A 19076-nucleotide genomic window follows, 5' to 3' on the forward strand; every position below is an offset into this window, starting at 1 on the left:
AAGCGTAGCGAGGGATCCCCCAATTAGAAGATCGCGCTGCATTGAGGAAAGCCGTCGCGATGCTCGGAATGAGGGTGTGGCTAATAAAGAGACTGAGACTTGATAAAATGTTCTATAGATTGAATTAATTGAAAAACCTGATCAGGGACAAATATTTCAAGTTGTGCAAAGACATGAATCATTCCCTTAAATTCTTCAAGGATTACAGAAACCCCCAAGTTTTCTATTTTTTTTGCAAACGCAAGTGCTTCATCAAACAAAGGATCATATTCTGCTGCTGCGATATAACAAGGTGGCAATAATTCTAAATGTTGGAAATACATGGGTGATGCTTGAATGCGATCACCTCCATTTCTAAAATAATTATCAAAATACCATTTAATTTTTTCTCGTGTGAGCAAAAAACCTTCTCCATTCCGTTGATATGAATCATAGTTCATAGAGAAATCAGTAGAAGGATAAATTAACACTAATCCTTTAATCGAAGCATCGCCCAGTTTTTTCATTTGATGGCAGACTGATAGTGCTAAATTTCCTCCAGCACTATCACCTGCTAAGAAAACCTGTTCGGTATTTACTTGAAACGCTTTAAGTAATTCAGCCTTTCGTTCAAACACTGCAATACAATCCTCCAACCCAGCTGGGTATGGAAATTCTGGGGCTAAACGATAGCCCACAGAGAGAACTACAGTTTGGCTGCTAACCGCGATGCGCCGGCAAAGCGCATCATGGGTATCTATACTTCCTGAGAGATGTCCGCCTCCATGAAAATAAATCATTAAAGGTAATTTTTTTTGTGGGGCCGGATGATAAATTCGTGTTGGTATCACCCGATCAGCCAGTTGCAGCACCAGGCTACTGATCAAGGGTACAAATAATTTAGGCAGCGCAAAAGCTTCCGCTGTTTTTTCTGCAAGATCACGAACCTCTTCAGGCACAAAAACAGCGGGTTTTGTATTGCTCAAATTTAAAAAATTTTGCAGTGTTTGAGGTATATGGTTTCGTGACATGGATTGCCTCCTATTCCACGCTATGAGGCGTAGATACTTACTCTGAATCCCCAGATAACATCAACGAATTATTTATCATCAAAATCTTCATCATTAATAGTCCGACAACAAGTAGCCAAACAATACTTAAAATAATAATAAAACTTAATAAAGGATTTATCATTAAATAGCCCATTAAAATGACACTGAGTGTTGCAAAGCACATGTTAACAAAACTCATCATGGCCGCAGCACTGGCTTTGTCCTTTAGTGCGTTAGAAGCTACAAATGAACCTCCTGAAAAGAGGAAACTACTAAATAAATATAAACTGGATGTAATCAGGAAAAACCATAACGTCGATTGACTCTCGAAATGCCACATCATCAATAAATTAAGTATCCCTACGGCAACGCCAAGAAAACCAATCGAAATGAGCTGATTTGCTGAGAAACGAGACAGTAATTGTTTGGAAAATAATCCGCCAAAGAGCATACCCATAATGTTGAGTATATTCCAATAGCCATATTCTGCTGCTGAAAGCTTCAATAACTCTTCTGCGATTTGAGGTCCTGCAGCAGAAAAGCAATAAGATATTGCAGAACAACAGCCCACCACTAATGAATAAATCACCAGTTTTGCAGAAGATAGGGCGGCATAATAATCACGGATAATCGTTAAAACATGTATCGATTTAGGATGCATTAATGTTTCGCTAAATACACAGGTGCCCCAAAGCATTATTACACCATGCATGAGTAAAATCCAAAAACATCCTTGCCAGTGAAGATATTCAGTAATTAATCCACCAACTACTACAGCGATCCCAATCCCCAGTGCAAAAGACAACACAGAGTAGGCCATAGCCGTTTTGCGTTGTGACTCAGGTAACCATTCATTAATTAACATGAAGGTACATGCAAGCCCACTGGCAGAACCTAAAGCGGTAATTAACCTTCCACTCACAAGCAACCAATAGCTGCCTTGTAACAAAGCAAGCAAACAAATAACAATCCCGAATAGATTAATTACTAGCCCTGTGCGTAGCGCTTTTAAACGCCCAAATCGGTTAGCGAGGGGTCCATAGATTAATTGACCTACCACATAGCCAATCAAAAATGCGGAGACGATCCATTCAACGGCTCCTGGGCCTAAAAGATACTCCGCCTGGATTTTGGGCAAAGCAGGGGTGATAATCGCTGCCGAAACGGATGCAATTGAAATGTAGTTGAGCAACCAAAATAGGTTAAATGAGGATGTTTTTCTACGAGCACTCATGGCTGTCCTTAGAGTAAAAGCATTGATTGTATGAGCTTCTTGATCTTAGTCAATAATTCTTTTGTTATTATTTAATTCGTGTAGTGGATCATTGTTCAATTAAACTAGGGACGGGTAGCATTATTCTATAGGTGCTTTGCGAAATGTTCTAATGGTTTTATGGGTCTTATTATCAATAATTTCACCGCGAATGTCACCAAAATATCCATTGACCTGAATGAGCATCCAAGCATAAAGCTGGTCGATATCAGTTCCAGTTTGGGTCGCGATTCTTTCTTCTTTGCAGTATACATTTGCGGTAAATTGGGTGTTCATTTAAGAATCCTTTGAGCCAAACCTTATATCTATAAGTTTAGCGTTTTTTACTTATTTCACCACGTGATTGAGGGGTATTTTGAACTATAATTTATATAGGAGAATTGTTTTCAGGAGATTGTTATGAATACCAATTTTCTAGCTGCTGTATTAGGTTGGTATTTGGTAATTGTGAGCCTGCTTTTACTTATAAGACGTGAAATTGTAGTTACCGCAATGAGAGAATTAATGGGGCAACGTGCTGTAATGTTAGTTGTTGGCATAATAACCTTAATTATTGGTTTATTAATGGTTATTAGTCATAACGTATGGGTAATGGGTTGGCCTGTTATTGTTACGATTTTTGCTTGGTTAATACTAATTGGTGGCTTATTTAGGCTCTATTGTCCAGATACTGTGTATCAAATTTGGAATAAATTAATTGATAAATACGGACTATTGATCACTACGGGAGTAATTTCATTAATCATCGGCCTATTTTTGTTGTATAAAGTTTATTTTCATTGATCGCAAAGCCCAATTTGATCCATCTTGAGTGAAAATGCCACTCAACCCGCGCTCAAAGTTGACTTTTGTCCCAATTTTTTAAGCAGCCCATACCAGGTGCGTAGTCCCAGTGTCTCTTCGGGCTACAGAGGCTAATTCCGAGGGCATTGAGCAATTTATTTTGATTCTCTAATCAGCTCTTTGAATGTTACGGAGAGATTGGTATAAAAAAGGGTGGTCGTACTTTCAAATCCAGAGTCAGTACCAAGAATTAGCCATGCCTCACCTTTATTGTTGGTAATCACTGTATAGTGAGCAAGTTTGCTTTGCATTTCTTCATCAGGTAAATAAGGTAAGGTTTTTAGTCGGTACATGGAGTTTTCTGTGTCTGTACCAACAGTACCAATCGTAATCATGTCTTTTCCATCAAATGCTTGATTTCCTTTGTCCAAATCCATTCTGTAATAATCTGAGCTATCTACATACCGTTTGGGTTCATCAGATACAGCACCAATTTTTACAAAGACTGAATCACCAGGTGAGCCGCCCGTTCCGATAGAACCCTCAGTGGCATTAGAGGCAAACTCCAAATTAAAACGGACATGGTATGTTGTATTAGGTTTTAATCCCTTTACTTTTTTATAGGCATACATGAATAGATCATCGCTGTGATTGTTACCTGATATTTTTAATCCATGCAGGGGAGTATTAATTTCATGAGGGAGCATGGCGCCATTTTTGAATTCAAGCTCAAAGAATTTTTCTTGGCCTTTAGGATAATCGGCAAAAGAAACTTTAAAGTGTTCTTTTTTCGAAAAAGTAAACTTATAAGATTTTAGGTCAGGCTTGCCTATAGCTGGTGCCGAAACTGAAAACATAGTGCATACTAAAAAAAAGCAGAACAAAACAGCGTGTTTCAAGATATCATCCATTTGTTCGATAATGGCGCATTTTAAAATTAAACCGTCTGTAGAGCAATACAGCACTACCAAAAGCAGCCAATGACATGCCCCACCAAAGACCGACGGCTCCCCATCGAAGAGGAATTGCAAATAAGTAACCGACAGGTAGAGCGATTCCCCAAAAACTGATCATGGAGATGACCAGAGTATAACGTGTGTCTTTTAGGGCACGTAAAGCACCAAATAGCGAGATACGGGCTGATTCGAATATTTGAAAAATTGCACAAATTGCGAGAAGTTGGATGGCAAAATGCACAACGCCCTGATTGTGGGGAGCGTGTGTATCAAAATCAATTCCAATAAGTAATTCAGGGAAAAACCAATAAATAAGCGCTGCAACAAGCATAAAAATAATGGAAGCAAAAGTACCGGTATAACCTGCGTTCTTTGCAGAGCGTATATCACCTTCTCCAAGTAAATGCCCTATGCGAACAGTGATTGCTTGTGCTATAGAAAAAATGATCGATATCAATATGCATAGGTATTGTAAGGTGATTTGATTTGCGGCCAACAATTGATTTCCAAGAGAACCTACAATTAAAATCAAGACAAAGAAAAAGCCAATTTCCACACAATACATTATCCCTAGAGGAGCACCAATTTTTAGTAGCTCCATGCAGTAAAATGGTTTCAGGTAAGTAAAGAGATGACGAGTATAAGGTTTATAATCTTTATTTATAAAAATAAACCCAGTAAAAAATAATGCAGTTATCCAGAAACCTATAGTTGATCCCCAACCAGCACCCGCAACGCCAAGATTGGGCAAACCTAATTTTCCAAAAATCAGTACAAAACTAAATAGGATATTTAAGGAAACATTTAGGGTGCTAAAGAGTAATGCAAGTCGTGTCTTGCCAAGTCCTATAACAAACTCCATCAATACCACAGTGATAAAATTAGGGAATAATCCCCAGGTCAAGGCATGTAAATAAGATTCTGTCAGATTAACTAATGCTTGATTTTGTCCAAGATACAGGAGCAGTGGGGCAATATGCCAAAAAAAATAACTTGCGGGAAGGGTCAAAATACACGCCAGCCAGAACCCATCTCGAAACACCAAAGAAATTCCATGTTTATTTTGCGCTCCATATTGATGAGCTACCAAGACATTAATTGAATTTAAGATACCCAAAATAATGACGTTAAATGTGCCAAAAAGCCAAGCAACAAGTGAACCTGCCGCTAATGCGTCTTGGCTGACATGAGCTAAAAAAATAGTGACAAAAAAATAAATTGAAGATTGTAATAATCCAGTGAGAATTAGTGGAATAGCTAATCTGAGTAAGGGTTTAAAATTATTTCTAAATGATGTCACAACAAACTCTCTACGGATACAGTTTCGCCTTCTCACTATAAAAAGGTATAAAGATGTATTAAATATGAAGCAGCTTTAATTATAGCTCTAGTGAACTAACAGTACATCAAACTTTATTTTAATTATATTCAAGCCCTATTATTTTTTGGGAGATATTCGCTAAAAGTATGAGCCGAACCTCACATCGGCTCATATTCGCAAGGGTTAATTCATGTGAATTACCGTTGATTTTGAACAGTGATCATCATAGAAATTCTCCAAGTCTTGAAGGAGTTCTTTTAATTCTTCTGTATCATAAATTCCTTCTTGGGCTTGTTCAGCTAACTGATCGTATGAATCAATATAAATTTCAAAGAGACTCTCTGCATATGCATCGTCTTGCTTTTGGTTTTTTTGAATTTCTACAATCAGATCGTCTACCTCAGTTTTTATGGTCTCATAATCCTCTTTGCTTCCTAGAACTTTCACTTTGGCTTCTGACTTGTTTAGAGAGTGATAGAGTAAATAAAGGGCAATTAAACCAATGGGAATCAAAACAATGCATGCCATATAGATTCCTGCATTATTATTCTCATGACTCGGTACAGGACAAACACCAATGTCTTGATTTTCTGCACAAGGAGCGAGTGCTTGAGTTTGTGCTGGTGGCAGTTGTTGGGATTTATGTGTTTCATAAAACACGTTAGGTTGTTGATAATCATCAACAGCAGATATTTTTTTATTCCTATCAAAAAATGATGGGCATGACTTCGTTTGCGAAGAGGATTTTTTCTGGTATTTCTGTTGAGGTAATAATTCCAACCTTTCCGGTTTTTGAGGCGGTTCTAGACCTTTGAGTTCATACTGAAATGTGATCCAGCGATGCATCGAATCCATCAATGTATTTAATTCTTGAGCTTGTCCAGCAAGCGTTGCAAAATCAGAACCTTTTATTTTAGGCCCGTTTAAATGACCAATCACATGATTGACTTGTTGTTTGAGCGCTTGATTTGTTTTTGCAAGTTCCGCTGTTGTAGAGGGAAAATGAGCTAAAGTATCTTGATTCCCTATGAATGTATTTAATTTTTCTTTTTCTGATGTGAATAATTTTTTTACTAGAGATAAATTTTGTTCTTCTTGAATTGCTTTATGATAGGCATGTGTATTGGCACGAATTATTTCTTCAATGTGAACAGATGATTCATCAATAAAGTATTCAATTTGGCTCAGAAGGGAGGATAACTGTTCCTTAAACTGAAAAACTGTATACACTTCACCAGCTTGTCCCAATAAATCCATGGTTTGGGTAATAACTTTTTGAAACTGCTCCAGTTCATTGAGATCCGTCATCGCTTTGGCATAATGATCGAGTACTTCTTCTTGCATATTGATTAAGTGGAAATCTGGGCAATCTTTAAGTTGATTACCAGTTAATTGCAATACAGGCGTAGGATTTTCTACGATGGCAGTACCGCTTTTACTACACTCTTTTGCGGCTTGTGTTGGATAGGCTTTGAGATCGCTGGGTTGATCTATTGCGAACCTGTAAGGGTGAGGATTAACCTGATTGGTATTGAGAGCAAAATGTAATATTCTGTTGCGCTCAGTGGACAATTGTTCAATGGTTTTTGATAATTCACCAAGACGATCCCTTAATAGTTGCGACTCAATTCGATGGGTTAATTGGGGGTGAATTTCATCATCAATAGTGCTGCGGAAATTGGCTAAAAATAACCTATCAGAACCTGAAAAAGGCGAAATGCTTTTTTCAATAGTACGAACGTAACGAGTGACATGCTCCAATTGTTCCCTGGTTTGTTGGGCATTTGGGTTTTGACTGACTCCTTTCAAGATATGATTCAAATCCAGTAAGAAGAAATTAATGGGCTGATTTAAATGATCTTGGGGAAGTACCTGATTTCTTAATAATAAATAATCCCCAGTTTTTTGCATTAACTCATACAACGCCGGCCATTGTAGACGCTGACTATCAATTGGCTGGACGTGAAAATCCTCTCGTGTTAAGGCGTGACGCGTCCTATATGCATTAGAGTAAAACCAGGAACGTTCATACACATTAATTAAGGCTTGCGAATCATCAGCAAACCATGAACTTGGATTGGCCAAGTAATCAGAATGGATCCCTGAATTGGCGCGCGTTTTAAGTATCCATTCTCTTTGGGCTAATTCTTCTTCGGTATAACAGGATTCTGAATGAATCCAAAAACGAGAACGATGATGCTGGGGTTGATATGAGGTATACTGCTCCTTCTTTTCCTTTGTCATACTTCTCACTCCTTGAGATAGAACAACTAGAGGTTATTGTGCGATTGGTAACTAAATAGAATATTTTTGATCCATTTTTATTTGATAACATGCTTTACATGAATATGCAACAGGATGAGATCAATCAAGGGAACGGTGGTTTAACCTTTTCTTTTTTGTTAAATTATATTTTTTAACTGGAATGAGTTGCTTATGCCTTCTTTTGATATTGTCTCTGAAACTAATATGGTTGAATTACGTAATGCGGTTGATAATGCAGTGCGCGAAATGGGTACTCGCTTTGATTTTCGAGGGGTAGAGTCAAGTATAGAACTTAAAGAACTTACGGTGACATTGCGCGCCGAATCAGACTTTCAAGTCAGGCAATTGGAAGATTTGTTCCGCAATCATTGCAGTAAACGTAATCTTGATGCCTCTGGTGTAGATATGGAAGAGGAGCCGGTGCATAGTGGAAAATTTTACTCCTTAAATATGACCTTTAAACAAGGAATAGATCAGCCAACAGCTAAGGATATCGTCAAACATATTAAAGATTCCAAGATTAAGGTTCAAGCTTCTATTCAAGGGGATAAAATTCGTGTTACAGGTAAAAAACGTGATGATTTACAAGAAGTAATTGCGCTTTTAAAAAAATCAGATATCAAATTGCCATTGCAGTATGAGAATTTTCGAGATTAGTTCTCTTTGCAAAAGTTTTACCTAATACCCTCATCCGCCCTTCAGCCACCTTCTTCCCAAGGGGAGAAGGGAATTGTTGCCATTAAAGCTTAAGTAATTCCCTCCCCCACTTGTAGGAGAGGGTTATTTTTAATTCACAATTTCATCAATTTTGGCGGAAATCCTTGCTGTTAAATAAGGATCTTTTTTGGCAAGACCACGAGCAACTTTAAGTTGAGCGACCGCCGCTCTTTTTTGTCCTTCAAGAAGTAAACATTGAGCTTGTGTAAAATAAGCATAACTTTTTTGATGCGCTTGCGCTTGTGCTCGGGCTAATTCACGGCATAAAGGAAGATCTTGTTTGTACTTTCTACTTCCTTTAAGTAGGATAGTTGTTGCTTTTTCATTTTGATTCGCAGCCAATAAACCCTGAGCATAAGCCATCAAGGCTGCATAATTATCTGGGTAATTTTTTTGTATTTCTTCCAGTCGAGAGAGGGCCGCTTTATGCTGGGATAATCCTGTTTCAGTCTGTGCCATAGCAATTTGAAAATAAAGATTATTATTTTGCGCTAGCAAAGGACTTAAAATCGCAGCGGCCTTTGCATAATTATTTGTATTAATTAAGCTAAGCGCATGACCATATTGGCAGGCATAGGCAGGGGTTTTTTTGTTGCATTGATGCTCATAATAATCAAGTAATGTTTTAGGCTCACGGGTTACTGAAGTTCGAATTAACTCTTTGACTAACGGATAATCAGAAGAGTCTGCAAATTGTTTGTGTGAAAATTGTGCAGTACGGTTTTCCGCTTCGGCTATCCTGTCTCCGTCTAGAGGATGGGTACGCAGAATAGCAGGGACATTCGCAGTATAATAATAGCGTGAATTTTCCTGCATTTTTTTAAAAAAAGCAGCCATACTATGAGGATTATATCCTGCTTTAATCAGCATATCGATGCCAATTCTATCTGCTTCTTTTTCTTTAGAGCGCGTAAAGTTGATGTTATCTTGGGAAAATCCTGATAAAGATCCCATCATTCCGGCCATGCCAACTGTAGGATTGATAATCCCTAAAGCTGCCGATGCCAGTAAAGAAGCGAGCATGGGAATACGCATTTGTTTTTGATGTTCGATAGCTCTGTAAAGGTGATGCAAACGCACGTGTGCGATCTCATGGGCCATTACCCCCGCAAGTTCACTTTCACTATCAGTAGTTAAAATGAGTTGAGAATTGATCCCTATATGCCCACCAGGACCTGCGAAGGCATTGATTTCATTTGATTTTACTATGAAGAAATCAGGTGATTTAATATGTCCAGCACGCGCAAGATTTTTTCCTATACGATTAACGTATTGGCTGGCTAATGGATTTCGTTCCACACTTTCTGATTGATTGATCTGCTGCACGAACTCTTTTTCTAATTGTTCCAGTTCACTTGTTGAGTATGGGGAGAGTCCCTCAGCGAAAGCAGGCTGGGCAAGAAGACTTGCAAACAGAATCCAACAGATGTTTTTCTTAATTTTCAATTTAATCATTAGGCTACTCAAAAATTGAATAATTTGTTATCATTCACGCATCGTAACTACTCATCTCCTCTCGTTATCCCGTGGTTTGTCCTTGGGAAAACGGCTATTAGATGCATGAGCGGTTACCATGCATCTTTAGAAAGGTACTAAAACAATGCACAAAAAGTTTTTGCTCGCAACGCTTGAACAGGCCCGTCTTGGTCAAGGCCACTGCGCCCCTAATCCTTGTGTTGGCGCTGTTGCTGTGCAAAATGGAACTATTATAGCACAAGCATGTCATAGAGGTGCAGGGACACCTCATGCAGAACAATTATTGTTATCACAGATTCCTCCTAAAATGCCAGGGGTCAGTCTATATATTTCTCTCGAGCCTTGTAATCATTGGGGAAGAACGCCGCCTTGTGTCGATGCGATTATTCAGTATGGAGTAGAAGAGGTTGTTTTTGCCTATTTGGATCCTAATCCAGTTGTAGCTAAAAATAATTCCACAGAAAAATTACGTGCTCATGGAATAAAAGTGACGCACTATCCTGTAGATGAGATTACTGAATTTTATAAAAGTTATACCTATTGGACTTTGACGCAAAAGCCAAGAGTAACAGTGAAAATAGCACAAACATTAAATGGTAAAATCGGTCGCACAATAGGGGAACGGGTTATTTTGTCTAATGCTTTGTGCGGGGAGTTCACGCATCGAATGCGCGCGGCGGCTGATGTGATTCTTACAACCGCTCGAACAGTGCAACTGGATAATCCCAAGATGAATGTGCGTATAGGCCAGGAAGAGCAGGCAAAACCAGTTGCAATTATCGACAGACAGTTAAGTCTTGATAAAAACTCGCAAATTTTTTCAACAGCTGCTCATTGTTATGTATATCATAGCAATGAACGAGAAGTTTCTTATCCCAATAGTACTTTGCATTTTATTCCTTCTAAGGATGGATCTATGAATTTAAGTGCTATAATCAGCCACCTAGGAGAGTTGGGATTTCATGATGTTTGGGTAGAAGCAGGAGGGGCTCTTTTTACTGCACTCCATCAAGAAGGATTGGTTCATCGAACTTATTTATATATAGTTCCAAGTATTTTGGAGCACAATGCAGTTTCAGCATACCAGCAGAGTGGGATTTTTAACCGAGCGCATACAATTTCTTGGCATGCTATGGGTGACAATATGATAGCATGTCTGGATTGGCGGGAAGATAAAATGAACACTGGATCAAATGAGGTCGCGTTATGAAGTATTCATTAGCTACAATAGAACATGCAGTGGAAACACTCAAAGCCGGTAAAATGGTTATTTTAATGGATGATGAGGATAGGGAAAATGAAGGAGATCTGGTCGTTGCGGCAGAATATGCAACTCCAGAAGCAATTAATTTCATGTCTCGTCATGGTTGTGGATTGATCTGCTTGTCTATGGCTGATGAACTGATTGATAAATTACAATTACCCATGATGGCGCAAAATAATAAATCGCCTTATGGTACCGCATTTACTGTATCCATAGAGGCAGCAGAAGGCGTATCAACGGGTATTTCTGCTAAAGATAGGGCTCAGACTATTAAAGTAGCCATTAGTCCGGAAAGCGGGCCAATGGATGTTATTTCTCCTGGGCATGTTTTTCCTTTACGAGCTAAGAAAAAAGGCGTGTTGGAACGAGCTGGACAAACAGAGGGCAGTGTTGATCTAGCAAAGCTTGCTGGCCTAACTCCTGCCGCAGTGATTTGTGAAATTATCAACGAAGATGGTACCATGAGTCGACGCGATGAATTGGTTTTGTTTTCTCAAAAACATAATATCCCTCTGGTTACAATCAAAGATTTAATAGAATACCGAATTCGTCATGAAGCGTTAATCGAAGCGGCTGCTTCAACTCGTATTCCTTTGCAAAACAAAGGTGATTTTAATATGACTGTGTTTGCAAATGAACTTGATTGTGCGGAGCATTTTGCTTTAGTGAAGCCACCTGTATTTGCCAATCGTGTGCCTTTAGTGCGTATTCACTCTGAATGCATTACTGGCGATATTTTTGGTTCGTGTAAGTGTGATTGTGGAAAACAATTAGAACAGTCTCTATCTCAGATTGCAGCTGAGGGAGGCGTTTTAATCTATTTACGCCAAGAAGGGCGAGGAATTGGTTTAGCAAATAAACTAAAAGCTTATGCCTTGCAGGAGCAAGGTTGGGATACCGTTGATGCCAATCATCAACTGGGTCTTCCTGTTGACAGTAGGGATTATGCTATTGCCTATCAAATGCTGAAATATTTTGGTATTGACGCAATAAGGTTATTAACGAATAACCCATCAAAAATTGCCGCTGTCGAACGTTATGGAATAAAGGTTATGGAAAGAGTGCCTTTAGAAATAGAACCTACTAAGGAAAGTCACAGATATTTAAAAACTAAAAAAGAGAAAATGGGACATTTATTGGCAATAAGTTAAGTCCTGATTGATTTGTAGCCTGGCTTAGGCGAAGCCCTAATCCGCCCTACATACACCAATTTTTCTCAATTGAATAGTACTTAATTAGCAGGATACAAGGTCAATTATGACAAATTTTATTTTTATTACAGGTGGTGTGGTCTCTTCGTTAGGCAAAGGTATTGCAGCTGCGTCTCTCGCTGCTGTTCTAGAGGCACGTGGTCTTAAAGTAACATTGATTAAACTTGATCCTTATATTAATGTGGATCCAGGAACCATGAGCCCATTCCAGCACGGTGAAGTTTTTGTAACCAATGATGGTGCAGAAACCGATCTGGATTTAGGTCATTACGAACGTTTTGTAAATACAACGATGACAAAACGTAATAATTTTACCTCTGGAAAAATTTATGAAACCGTCATTAAAAAAGAAAGGAAGGGCGATTATTTAGGCGGGACTGTTCAGGTTATTCCTCATATAACGAATGAGATCAAGCGATGCATCAAATTAGGCGCTGACGGTTTTGATGTGGCAATGGTTGAAATTGGTGGAACCGTTGGGGATATTGAATCATTACCTTTTCTCGAGGCCATTCGTCAAATGCGTATTGAATTAGGGTCGCAAAGAACCTTATTTATCCATCTGACATTAGTACCCTATATTGCTACTTCAGGCGAAACGAAAACAAAACCAACGCAGCATTCAGTGAAGGAATTGCGTTCTATAGGTATCCAACCTGATATTTTGATTTGTCGTTCAGAAAAAGCGTTACCTATGTCTGATCGCGCTAAAATTGCACTGTTTACTAATGTGGAGAAAGAGGGAGTTATTCCTCTTGAGGATGCGCCAAGTATTTATCAAATTCCAAGAATATTACATGAGCACGGACTTGATGACATCGTTGTCAAGAAATTAGGGCTGGATGCCAAACCCGCTGATTTAAGCGAATGGGACCGCGTTGTGGCGATGCAAGCCACTCAAACCATGACTGTAAAAATTGCCATGGTTGGTAAGTATATTGAATTGAATGATGCATATAAATCAATTAATGAAGCGTTGTTGCATGCTGGTCTTCATACTCAGACTAAAGTGGATATCGTCTATTTAGATGCTGAATTGATCGAAAAGCATGGTTCTTCAATTTTGGAAGGTATCGACGCTATTCTTGTTCCTGGGGGATTTGGGGAACGTGGTGTGGAAGGTAAAATAAAAGCAATCCAATATGCTCGAGAGCATCAAGTTCCTTTCTTGGGAATTTGTTTGGGAATGCAAACCGCAGTAATTGAATTTGCCAGAAATGTTGTTGGCTTAAAAGAAGCAAATTCCACCGAATTTAATAAAAATACTGCATATCCTGTGCTTGGATTAATCAGTGAGTGGATGGATGTAGATGGTTCAAAACAACTTCGTGATGAAGATGGCGACTTAGGTGGTACGATGCGTTTGGGAGCCCAATTATGTCAATTGGAAGAAGGCACCTTAGCGCGCAAGGTCTATGGAAAACCACAAATAATCGAGCGTCATCGTCATCGTTATGAGGTAAATAATAAATATGTGGAAAGCCTAGTCAATCATGGATTAATTATCTCTGGACGCTCAGCAGATAATTCTTTAGTGGAAATGGTGGAGTTATCAGACCATCCTTGGTTCTTAGCCTGTCAATTTCATCCAGAATTTACATCAACTCCGAGAGCAAGCCATCCGCTTTTTAAACAGTTTGTACTTGCTGCTCGCGAGAAACATCAAGGAAAAAATTAAAAATGAAATTATGTGGATTTGAAGTAGGTTTAGATAAGCCTTTATTTTTAATTGCTGGACCTTGTGTCATTGAGAGTGAAGAGTTAGCGCTGGAAACAGCTGGATATTTAAAAGAAATATGCAGCCAGTTACAGATTCCTTTTATCTATAAGTCTTCATTTGATAAGGCAAACCGTTCTTCTATATCCAGTTATAGAGGGCCTGGTTTTGAAAAGGGATTGTCGATTTTGGAAAAGGTAAAAACGCAGGTAGGTGTTCCTGTGTTAACTGATGTTCATGAAGATACGCCATTATTGGAAGTGTCTAGTGTTGTTGACGTATTACAAACCCCAGCGTTTTTATGCAGACAAACCAATTTTATTCAAAAAGTAGCGTCAATGAATAAGCCCGTGAATATCAAAAAAGGGCAGTTTTTAGCTCCTTGGGAAATGAAGCATGTGATTGCTAAAGCGCAAGCATGTGGTAATGAACAGATTATGGCGTGTGAGCGTGGTGTGAGTTTTGGATATAATAATTTGGTTTCTGATATGCGTTCATTAGCGATTATGCGCGAAACAGGATGTCCTGTTGTTTATGATGCAACGCATTCTGTGCAGCTACCTGGAGGAAATAATGGCGTTTCTGGCGGACAACGTGAGTTTGTTCCTGTGCTTGCGCGTGCTGCAGTAGCTGCAGGTATTTCAGGGTTGTTTATGGAAACTCATCCTGATCCAGATAAGGCCTTGAGCGATGGTCCTAACAGTTGGCCTTTAGCTAAAATGAAGTCTTTGCTTGAGTCATTAAAAGCATTGGATGCAGTATATAAAAATATGGGGGAAATTGAGTAATCAATTTCACCCTTAACTTTAAGTACGCTTGGACTATAATTACCTTAGGTAATTTTTTTTGAGAGTATCATGGGTAAGTCTAAGTGGCATAGAATCAAATCAGAAGCGGCAAAAGAATCAGAAGCAGAGAACGAACTCAAAAATCAATCCGATTCAGTCGATAAGCCAGTGGAATTAGAGACTCTTCTGAACACTCGCGTTGGTGCAGCCGATCTGCCTGAAGAACTAGATGCCCAAAAAAATAATTTAGGTCCAAAGGATACTGCATTGGAGGTTGAAGATTTAGAGCCTTCCTCCCCGAAAGCAGGTCAAAAATAATTAGAGACTGTTTTTTAGTCGTTTTAATTTTTTTATAAAGTCTTTGCTTGAGTATATAGGTTGAGCTGAACGACTTGCTTCTATGTATCGCTGGAAAACTCGATACAACGTTTTAACACGATTTCAGCATACTTCTAAAATATTTATTGGCAACTAAAGGATTAGGGACTGGATTAGACTTAGTCGTAATCCAGAATGAGTCTCGATACACACTCGTTTTACTTTATGCTAATACGAACCTACGTGCGTACTATTCTCGCTTTCAGATGCGAATCACCGCGTCATTTTATTTATTATTGTGTTTGAGATATCTAAATGGTTTGCGTATTCCGCTTCTTCTGCGGCCGTCAGTCCATTTATATCTTTAATTTCTAGTTTTACAGTTGGCTTTTTAATCAAGGTGTCCACCATATTGCCATATCCTTTAGCGGCAGCCATTATTAGAGGAGTAAATCCGGTGCCTTCGGTCGTAACATTTGGATTAACACCTGGGATCTCCAATAAATATTTTACCAAACTATGGTGACCACCAGCAGCAGCTGCTGTTAGTGCGGTATCGCCAAAACGATCACGTTGATTTAATAGCGCGCCACGTTCATCTTCTTTAATGTTTTTAAGAATCGCCTTTACGCCCCACTTATGTCCTTTCCTGCAGCATTCGACTATTGCTGAAATCATTTCTTCAGGAGTACCTAGACTCGTTTTATTTATCGCAGGCTTCATTGTTATATCTCCTTGAGTTAGTCTATTGGACTATGGAAAGATAACTTAATTTTACCAGAGAGTTCAATATACTAACACTGATTAATGGTTACATTATAGTCCCAGCTTATCCATTGCTTTTCCTCTTAAGTCCTTTGGTCCTTCCGGTATATTTGCTTTAAATTCCTCAATCAAATCATAAAACTCCATGATCTTAAAATCAGTTACACTAGGTTTATTTCTATAATGGACTTCTTGGTCTTCTGAGTACACATCCAACTGATGTGGCGGATATTCTTTTTGCGCATGTTCCGATAAGGCGAGTAATTGAAACAGTACATCATGAAGCTTATTAATCAATTCAGGGTCTGTGCCGTCAGGTAAGCCATGAAGTGAATCGACAATTTGCCTCATCAATTCAATATCTCTTTTAGTTTCTTTAAGAAGTTTTTTGATGTTTTCTTTGTGTTTCTCTTGTGAGTGTAATTTTGGATGTTTTCTATCAAGGGCATCTATTTCATGCTTCAGCTTATTAGGTAGATCGACGATACATTTTAGGCCACCATTCATCACATCAAGAATATATTTCTGACGACCAGGTGTTATAGGCCGGTGCAACTCGCGCCCCTTGCCCTTCCACATTCCTACATTTCTTAAGTGTGATATCCGTTCTGTTTTGGATAATTCTTGAACTCTCTGCGCCGATTCGCTTTGCACTGCTAAACCCACCGATTGGGTTTTTAATAATAGGAGCTGCTGTTTCGGATTATCAAGCAGATTGCGGAGTTCATCATCTGTACGTTGCGATAATGCAGCACTTCCTCGCTCAGAGTTATGGAGTTTGCTGTGAATAATACGACGTCGTTCAGCGACATCTCCTAGTATGCATATTTTTGCACTTTCTTTCTCTGCTTTAACGCCACATACTGCTGATCCAACACCGCATGCCAATGCTAATACGCCCAAAGTTATTCCTACTGAAAGTCCTGCTGCAGTTGTTCCTGTTTGTCCTAATTCAATTGTTTGAGGTGATTCGGGATTAAGTACATATGGGCTAAATGTGGTGGTGCTTACTGCGTAAATTCCTAACGCAGGTCCAGCAGTAACATTCATGAAATAATCTGCCCCCTCAAGCGCTTTTTCTAACTTCGGCCTCTCCATGATTTTGGGTGGTTTCAGATGATGAAATGAAGATGATGTGTTTTGTAGGGCTTCACTTCTCAGATATTTAAGCGTAGCAGCTCCCGCACTATATACCTTTTTTTCTTGCTTACTTTGGTTCCCTGACGCTGTAATTTCTTCACTTTCTACTGTTATTTTTAATCCTTTGTTTTTTATATCTGCTGATATACCCGTTTTTAGTGCTTCGACTAAGTCCTTTTGTAAGGGTAAATTGTGTTTTGACACCAACTCATCATAGGTTTCTATTGTGTAAGCTAACGCAGCATGAACATCGGCCAGCATCTCAACCCGTATCTCTTGTTCTATATTTGTGCAAATGGTAATCTGATGCGCCAGTGAAATTAAGCATTCAGCATTAGAAGCTAAGCCAGCGGCTGCTTTATGCATTAGATCTTTGTTGTTACCCACAGGTATATGCCCTGAGGGCATTCCCTCGATTGGCGCCAGATTTGCCATGGCGCGAGCCGTTCCTATCTGAGCAGTGCACATAATAGTGAATTGCGATGATATGAGTAATGCGGTATAGGGATCGAATGGGGGGGCTGGAGTAAGGCCAGCAGCGACTTGCAAGGCCGCATCCGCCGCATTCTCACGAATCATATCCTCCAACATGAGGAAATAAGCACCTCTACTCTCTGCAAATTTGCTTTGTAGCATTAAATCAATTGTATCTTTATCGTTTTTATCGATTTTTTTGCCAGTTTTTAGGTATTTCCTATGCATTCTTTTATAGTCAGCTTCTCGAGGTCCTCCAAACAGCCAAGCAAAATTATCTTGCGATTTCAGCTGTGCTATCCCTTTATTCATAGGCGTAGAGTCATCTAGACTAGGGTACTCTGTGATTGCTCCCAAAACCCTATCCACTCTAGCTTGAAGTTTTGCTTTAGCAATCTCATAACCTCTATAAGCTCTTATTCCCCCATAGATTCCTCCTGCTATGCCTCCTATGATTCCTGCTGTGATGGTTCCCCACACAGGAACTACGCTGCCTCCCGAACCAGCAATAATCATTCCTAAACCTGCTCCAGCCAAAGAAAGTCCAACTCCAGCAAGTGCTTCTTTAGCTAGACCAAGTTTTTTTGCCTTTTCTGCTGCTGTTGTGGCTTGCATTGCTTGAATTACATGTGCTTGAACGATTTTAAGTTGCTTTTCTACCTCTGTTTCCATGATTGGATCGTACAACGAATTACCATTTTTATCTTTTTTGTGCTTCCACTCTTCTCGTTCTTGCTCCAAGACCTCAAGTTTTTTATTGTATGCTTCAATGAATTCATCAGCTTTTTTCTTGTGATCAGGATCCTTAAAATAGGCGCTGAATTTTTGTTTGATTGTTTGATCTATTTTATGCTCTTTTAGTTTTGCTACAATTTGGTCATATTCTTGCATGTGTTTCACCCAACTGGATGATTTGGTGTCTAATACATGACCTGATTTTAGATTTTTACCCGCTAGTATAAGTTTTTGCTCCGCGGCCTTAAACGCATCTGGCTCGAGTATAAGCTTCCATTCGAGATTTCTTTTTAATTCACCTAATTCGAATAATGCTTCATTGTATCTTTTAACGAGAGACTGTAGGTTATTTCCTTGCTGTGTATCATGACCTACTTCACCAAGCATTCTATCTAAATATTCTTTGCTGATTGGTTGCGGTGCCATAGAATGTTCCTCATACTTAATCTTGTTCAACACTGAAAAATAAGGGGTATGTGTTTTGGTTTGCATAAGTTTATTATATCATCTAAATGAGTATTAATTGATCTATCAGATTTATAATTGATATAGTTGTTGGTAATTTAAATATTTGGATTACGATTAATTGATAACGAATTATGCAGGATAAAATTTGTAATGAGCTTTAGGGTAGGGGCGTGCGGGATATATGGAGAGAGTATTTTGGCGATTTAGTTTAGTTAATTACCAAAAAAATGGATCGCTCATGGCGATTGAACTCATGACTAAAGTCCAAATAAATAGTAGCAATCTAGCATTCACGATGCATGATGAGTTTTTTTGATTATTTGAGTAAAGAACAGCTTATAAATTTGGGTTAAAAAAGCAAGTAATAATAGAGC

At 38.9% G+C, this 19076-nt stretch carries 16 protein-coding genes; 7 read left to right on the forward strand and 9 right to left on the reverse strand.

Annotated features, from left to right (window positions below):
- Positions 1 to 80: 80 nt before the first annotated feature.
- From EL022_RS08815 to EL022_RS08825, 3 genes are all read right to left on the reverse strand, one after another.
- On the reverse strand, positions 81 to 1010 hold the full coding sequence (locus tag EL022_RS08815; protein ID WP_028382035.1) for an alpha/beta hydrolase: 930 nt from the start codon (positions 1008 to 1010) through the stop codon (positions 81 to 83).
- 37 nt (positions 1011 to 1047) lie between these two features.
- Positions 1048 to 2265 carry an MFS transporter gene (locus EL022_RS08820; RefSeq protein WP_028382034.1) on the reverse strand — a complete coding sequence of 406 codons (1218 nt, stop codon included), beginning with the start codon at positions 2263 to 2265 and terminating at the stop codon, positions 1048 to 1050.
- 120 nt (positions 2266 to 2385) lie between these two features.
- Positions 2386 to 2580 (reverse strand): hypothetical protein, encoded by a 195-nt coding sequence (locus EL022_RS08825; protein ID WP_028382033.1) that lies wholly within the window; start codon positions 2578 to 2580, stop codon positions 2386 to 2388.
- A gap of 123 nt (positions 2581 to 2703) precedes the next feature.
- Here EL022_RS08825 and EL022_RS08830 point away from each other — a divergent pair, with 123 nt between their 5' ends.
- A complete protein-coding gene (locus EL022_RS08830) occupies positions 2704 to 3087 on the forward strand; it encodes a DUF308 domain-containing protein (RefSeq protein WP_028382032.1) in 384 nt (127 codons plus the stop codon).
- Positions 3088 to 3242: 155 nt separating this feature from the next.
- Here the strand turns inward: EL022_RS08830 and EL022_RS08835 are convergent, their stop codons facing one another.
- The 3 genes from EL022_RS08835 to EL022_RS08845 all read right to left on the reverse strand — a co-directional run bounded on the left by EL022_RS08835 (position 3243) and on the right by EL022_RS08845 (position 7608).
- On the reverse strand, positions 3243 to 3944 hold the full coding sequence (locus tag EL022_RS08835; protein WP_237761259.1) for a hypothetical protein: 702 nt from the start codon (positions 3942 to 3944) through the stop codon (positions 3243 to 3245).
- Between the two features lie 46 nt (positions 3945 to 3990).
- Complete coding sequence (locus EL022_RS08840) at positions 3991 to 5343, reverse strand: MATE family efflux transporter (protein ID WP_028382030.1); 1353 nt, start codon at positions 5341 to 5343, stop codon at positions 3991 to 3993.
- A gap of 204 nt (positions 5344 to 5547) precedes the next feature.
- Positions 5548 to 7608: a hypothetical protein gene (locus EL022_RS08845; protein ID WP_028382029.1), complete on the reverse strand. Its 2061-nt coding sequence runs from the start codon at positions 7606 to 7608 to the stop codon at positions 5548 to 5550.
- Between the two features lie 192 nt (positions 7609 to 7800).
- On the opposite strand from EL022_RS08845, the gene EL022_RS08850 reads away from it, so the two are divergent.
- A complete protein-coding gene (locus EL022_RS08850) occupies positions 7801 to 8286 on the forward strand; it encodes a YajQ family cyclic di-GMP-binding protein (protein WP_028382028.1) in 486 nt (161 codons plus the stop codon).
- A gap of 129 nt (positions 8287 to 8415) precedes the next feature.
- On the opposite strand, the gene EL022_RS08855 is transcribed toward EL022_RS08850, so the two are convergent.
- On the reverse strand, positions 8416 to 9801 hold the full coding sequence (locus EL022_RS08855; protein WP_028382027.1) for a M48 family metalloprotease: 1386 nt from the start codon (positions 9799 to 9801) through the stop codon (positions 8416 to 8418).
- 145 nt (positions 9802 to 9946) lie between these two features.
- Between EL022_RS08855 and ribD the strand changes: the two genes are divergently transcribed.
- The 5 genes from ribD to EL022_RS08880 all read left to right on the forward strand — a co-directional run bounded on the left by ribD (position 9947) and on the right by EL022_RS08880 (position 15120).
- Positions 9947 to 11032, forward strand: a complete 1086-nt coding sequence (gene ribD / locus EL022_RS08860; RefSeq protein ID WP_028382026.1) for a bifunctional diaminohydroxyphosphoribosylaminopyrimidine deaminase/5-amino-6-(5-phosphoribosylamino)uracil reductase RibD — start codon at positions 9947 to 9949, stop codon at positions 11030 to 11032.
- Positions 11029 to 12237: a bifunctional 3,4-dihydroxy-2-butanone-4-phosphate synthase/GTP cyclohydrolase II gene (locus tag EL022_RS08865; RefSeq protein ID WP_028382025.1), complete on the forward strand. Its 1209-nt coding sequence runs from the start codon at positions 11029 to 11031 to the stop codon at positions 12235 to 12237. Before ribD ends, EL022_RS08865 begins: the two co-directional genes overlap by 4 nt.
- Before the next feature lie 106 nt (positions 12238 to 12343).
- A complete protein-coding gene (locus EL022_RS08870; RefSeq protein WP_028382024.1) occupies positions 12344 to 13975 on the forward strand; it encodes a CTP synthase in 1632 nt (543 codons plus the stop codon).
- A 2-nt stretch (positions 13976 to 13977) separates the two neighbouring features.
- Positions 13978 to 14802, forward strand: coding sequence for a 3-deoxy-8-phosphooctulonate synthase (gene kdsA, locus EL022_RS08875; RefSeq protein ID WP_028382023.1), 825 nt, complete (start codon positions 13978 to 13980; stop codon positions 14800 to 14802).
- Positions 14803 to 14871: 69 nt separating this feature from the next.
- Entirely contained in the window at positions 14872 to 15120 is a 249-nt protein-coding gene (locus EL022_RS08880; RefSeq protein ID WP_028382022.1) for a hypothetical protein, read from the forward strand.
- Positions 15121 to 15393: 273 nt separating this feature from the next.
- Here EL022_RS08880 and EL022_RS08885 read toward each other — a convergent pair whose 3' ends face one another.
- Positions 15394 to 15843 (reverse strand): ankyrin repeat domain-containing protein, encoded by a 450-nt coding sequence (locus EL022_RS08885; protein WP_035901176.1) that lies wholly within the window; start codon positions 15841 to 15843, stop codon positions 15394 to 15396.
- 93 nt (positions 15844 to 15936) lie between these two features.
- Positions 15937 to 18660: a hypothetical protein gene (locus EL022_RS08890; protein WP_028382021.1), complete on the reverse strand. Its 2724-nt coding sequence runs from the start codon at positions 18658 to 18660 to the stop codon at positions 15937 to 15939.
- Positions 18661 to 19076: the final 416 nt, after the last annotated feature.

The sequence above is a fragment of the Legionella cherrii genome, assembly GCF_900635815.1.
In the GTDB taxonomy this organism is placed as follows: Bacteria; Pseudomonadota; Gammaproteobacteria; order Legionellales; family Legionellaceae; genus Legionella; species Legionella cherrii.

Bases quoted from the DNA above. Each gene is read 5' to 3' on its own strand.
- EL022_RS08815 (WP_028382035.1), bottom strand. From the start codon at position 1,010: ATGTCACGAAACCATATACCTCAAACACTGCAAAATTTTTTAAATTTG.
- EL022_RS08820 (WP_028382034.1), bottom strand. From the start codon at position 2,265: ATGAGTGCTCGTAGAAAAACATCCTCATTTAACCTATTTTGGTTGCTC.
- EL022_RS08825 (WP_028382033.1), bottom strand. From the start codon at position 2,580: ATGAACACCCAATTTACCGCAAATGTATACTGCAAAGAAGAAAGAATC.
- EL022_RS08830 (WP_028382032.1), top strand. From the start codon at position 2,704: ATGAATACCAATTTTCTAGCTGCTGTATTAGGTTGGTATTTGGTAATT.
- EL022_RS08835 (WP_237761259.1), bottom strand. From the start codon at position 3,944: ATGTTTTCAGTTTCGGCACCAGCTATAGGCAAGCCTGACCTAAAATCT.
- EL022_RS08845 (WP_028382029.1), bottom strand. From the start codon at position 7,608: ATGACAAAGGAAAAGAAGGAGCAGTATACCTCATATCAACCCCAGCAT.
- EL022_RS08850 (WP_028382028.1), top strand. From the start codon at position 7,801: ATGCCTTCTTTTGATATTGTCTCTGAAACTAATATGGTTGAATTACGT.
- EL022_RS08855 (WP_028382027.1), bottom strand. From the start codon at position 9,801: ATGATTAAATTGAAAATTAAGAAAAACATCTGTTGGATTCTGTTTGCA.
- ribD (WP_028382026.1), top strand. From the start codon at position 9,947: ATGCACAAAAAGTTTTTGCTCGCAACGCTTGAACAGGCCCGTCTTGGT.
- EL022_RS08865 (WP_028382025.1), top strand. From the start codon at position 11,029: ATGAAGTATTCATTAGCTACAATAGAACATGCAGTGGAAACACTCAAA.
- EL022_RS08870 (WP_028382024.1), top strand. From the start codon at position 12,344: ATGACAAATTTTATTTTTATTACAGGTGGTGTGGTCTCTTCGTTAGGC.
- kdsA (WP_028382023.1), top strand. From the start codon at position 13,978: ATGAAATTATGTGGATTTGAAGTAGGTTTAGATAAGCCTTTATTTTTA.
- EL022_RS08880 (WP_028382022.1), top strand. From the start codon at position 14,872: ATGGGTAAGTCTAAGTGGCATAGAATCAAATCAGAAGCGGCAAAAGAA.
- EL022_RS08885 (WP_035901176.1), bottom strand. From the start codon at position 15,843: ATGAAGCCTGCGATAAATAAAACGAGTCTAGGTACTCCTGAAGAAATG.
- EL022_RS08890 (WP_028382021.1), bottom strand. From the start codon at position 18,660: ATGGCACCGCAACCAATCAGCAAAGAATATTTAGATAGAATGCTTGGT.